Genomic DNA, 2,435 nt, shown 5'->3' with positions numbered 1-2,435 from the left:
TGTTCCTCTGCTTTTACTAAGTCCATGTAAGCTTCTTTTTTTGCTTTGAAATTATCCATTTTTCCTTTTAATGTCATTGGCATATTAATATTCCTCCTAAATTTTTCATTTAAAAAATGAACCCTTTTCGTTTTGACTGCGTTGTTGCAGCTGGTTTGGGTTCATTTGGTTCAATATTTTTTGATTGTAGCTCATTTAAAATATCTTTCTTAAAATCAGCAAACATATTCTTTACAGTTTCTTTATCAATTCCCTGTTCATTTTTACCCGCGGGTACTTTGTTTAACTTACCTTGTCTGATACCATCAATGACTTCTTGAGGGATTAAATTTGCTATACCAGAACTAGCAGAAAGTTTAATTTCATTTTCAAACATAATTTCATCAATTAAACCTTTTTCTAGTGCATCTTGAGGAGTCAACCATGTTTCCTCTCCCATAAGCTCCAGTAGTTCCTTTTCTTCCATTCCACTTTTCAGGCGATACGCATTAGCAATAGTTCTATCGGTATTTTGAAGCATTTGTGATGCTTTACTCATATCCCTATGGTCGCCTCCGTAATAGGTAGACGAGTTGTGTATCATCATTTCTCCAGTCGGAGTCATTTTAACCTTACCCTTATCTCCTGCCATCGCAATTACACTAGCTGCAGATGCAGCTAAACCTACGATTCGTGTTTCCACACTTCCTTCATATGATTTTAAGTCAGTGTAAATTTCAGATGCTGCATGTACGTCACCACCACCACTATTAATAATAACTTCTAAATCATCACCGTTTGCGCCCTCGATTTGATTTAGGACTGTTTTAGGTGATGTATGTTCGATTTCGAATAGGTCATATATCCATGCAATATCGCTAGATACAATAGCACCTTTAATATTAATTCGTTTTGGCATCAGTTTTCACCTCCTTCATTTCTCGCAATAGCTGCATTTGCCCACATAACCATCTCTTCTAATTTAGTTAGTGCTAACGACTTTTCACGAGAACTAGGACATAACTCATTGATTGTTGTGGCTAATTCCCTTGCTTCAGTTCGAATAACATTATATCTGGCAATCTGTCCTTCTTTCGGTGCTTGATATTTAAAATTATTCTCGATCTGATCTTGCATCATTACTCACCCCCTCCATCTGCAGATTGATAGTTTTTGGTAATAACAAACTTATCAAGCTCCGGATCTTCTGATCGTTCTTTCCCAAACAACTCTCTCACCTCATTCCTCGTAAAGGCACCTGAAGCTACCAACTTATCAACCGATTCAGCGTTTTCCACCAAATCTCTTTCCGTTAATCCAAAAACATCGATTCGGTCACCCTTAAGATATTCATCTTTGGTTAGGATTTTTGCATTAAGTTCATTTTGTATTTTTTTTACGATTGGACTGTTACAAAATCTTACATATGCCTTGATACTAGTTTCATAATCTGACAGCTCACCATGAACTAAAGCAGTTGGTATTCCCAAAATGTTAGCTAAATCATCAACCAATGATCTTTTAAGCTTTGTTATTTCTTCAATTGATTGCCCTTTCCCATCACCTTTTGCTACCTCGTTATATTCAAAACCTTTTAGTTTGGGAACAAGAGCAACTGTGTTTTTCTTAAAAGAAGCGAATAACTTATCAATAAAATTCTGCAATTTGATTTGATTTTCTGTGTCCAACTTTTGAGATGTTTCCAACCCTACTGTTCCTCGAATTTGGTGGTTCCTCATGCTAATTTCAATCATTCTACTAAATAAATCGCCAAAGTCTTGGAACATACCGTCCATGAATTTAGTTAACTTCTCATTGTTATATGTGAGATGAATAACCTCATCCATCTGGAATGTTCTCCTAAAAGTATAGTCTTTCACCGTCACATTTCTAAAAGTATCAGGATAAATCGCATATTCGACCCTTTCAAAGTCATCAGCAATTAGTAGATCGTTATTATCTGTTAAGATTACTAATACTTCATTTTCATGGATTAATTGGTAAACAAAGTCTTGCCAGAAATCTGTAGCCGTTTGATCAGTATTCGGGCGTACGTTCAATAAATAATGCCAATCGTCAATTTGACGTTTACCGTCTTTCATAATCCTAAAATCGGATTGGCTAATGGTTCTTCCAATAAAGTTGATGCATGTTTCAAGAGCCATTTTTTTTAAATAATACCTGTGATTGGTTTCTTCAAATAAATCTAAATCAAATAATGATTCAAGTTCGCTATTGCGTCTTAATACTTTGTCTAGCCATCCCACCTTTTGTTCTCACCTCCTTTAGAAGTTCAATGCTTCAAGTGCGTCTAGTGAACCATTTATGTCTACATCCTCATCTAACTCATTAGCACGATATAAAGCATGAACAAATGCCTGGAAACCATCTGTCTTCCGTTTCACTTCTTCTTTCTTTAAGAATTGCTTTCCATTTTGCGTTTCTTTCACGTAGAC

General features: G+C 35.6%; 3 protein-coding genes. All 3 read right to left on the bottom strand.

Going from position 1 to position 2,435, the window contains the following annotated elements; translation table 11 throughout:
* Positions 1-109: 109 nt before the first annotated feature.
* Genes BMX40_RS19850 through BMX40_RS19840 form a run of 3 tightly spaced genes read right to left on the bottom strand, consistent with a single transcriptional unit; the run spans position 110 to position 2,246 of the window.
* On the bottom strand, positions 110-898 hold the full coding sequence (locus tag BMX40_RS19850) for a head maturation protease, ClpP-related (protein WP_090873196.1): 789 nt from the start codon (positions 896-898) through the stop codon (positions 110-112).
* The gene (locus BMX40_RS19845) at positions 898-1,119 is read right to left on the bottom strand and encodes an Acb2/Tad1 domain-containing protein (protein WP_342028702.1); all 222 of its coding nucleotides are present in this window, start codon (positions 1,117-1,119) and stop codon (positions 898-900) included. The genes BMX40_RS19850 and BMX40_RS19845 overlap by 1 nt, the downstream gene beginning before the upstream one ends.
* Complete coding sequence (locus tag BMX40_RS19840) at positions 1,119-2,246, bottom strand: phage portal protein (RefSeq protein ID WP_090873194.1); 1,128 nt, start codon at positions 2,244-2,246, stop codon at positions 1,119-1,121. The genes BMX40_RS19845 and BMX40_RS19840 overlap by 1 nt, the downstream gene beginning before the upstream one ends.
* Between the last annotated feature and the right edge of the window lie 189 nt (positions 2,247-2,435).

Source organism: Oceanobacillus limi (genome assembly GCF_900111445.1).
Classification (GTDB): domain Bacteria; phylum Bacillota; class Bacilli; order Bacillales; family Amphibacillaceae; genus Ornithinibacillus; species Ornithinibacillus limi.
This window is presented reverse-complemented; position numbering and strand designations above follow the sequence as displayed.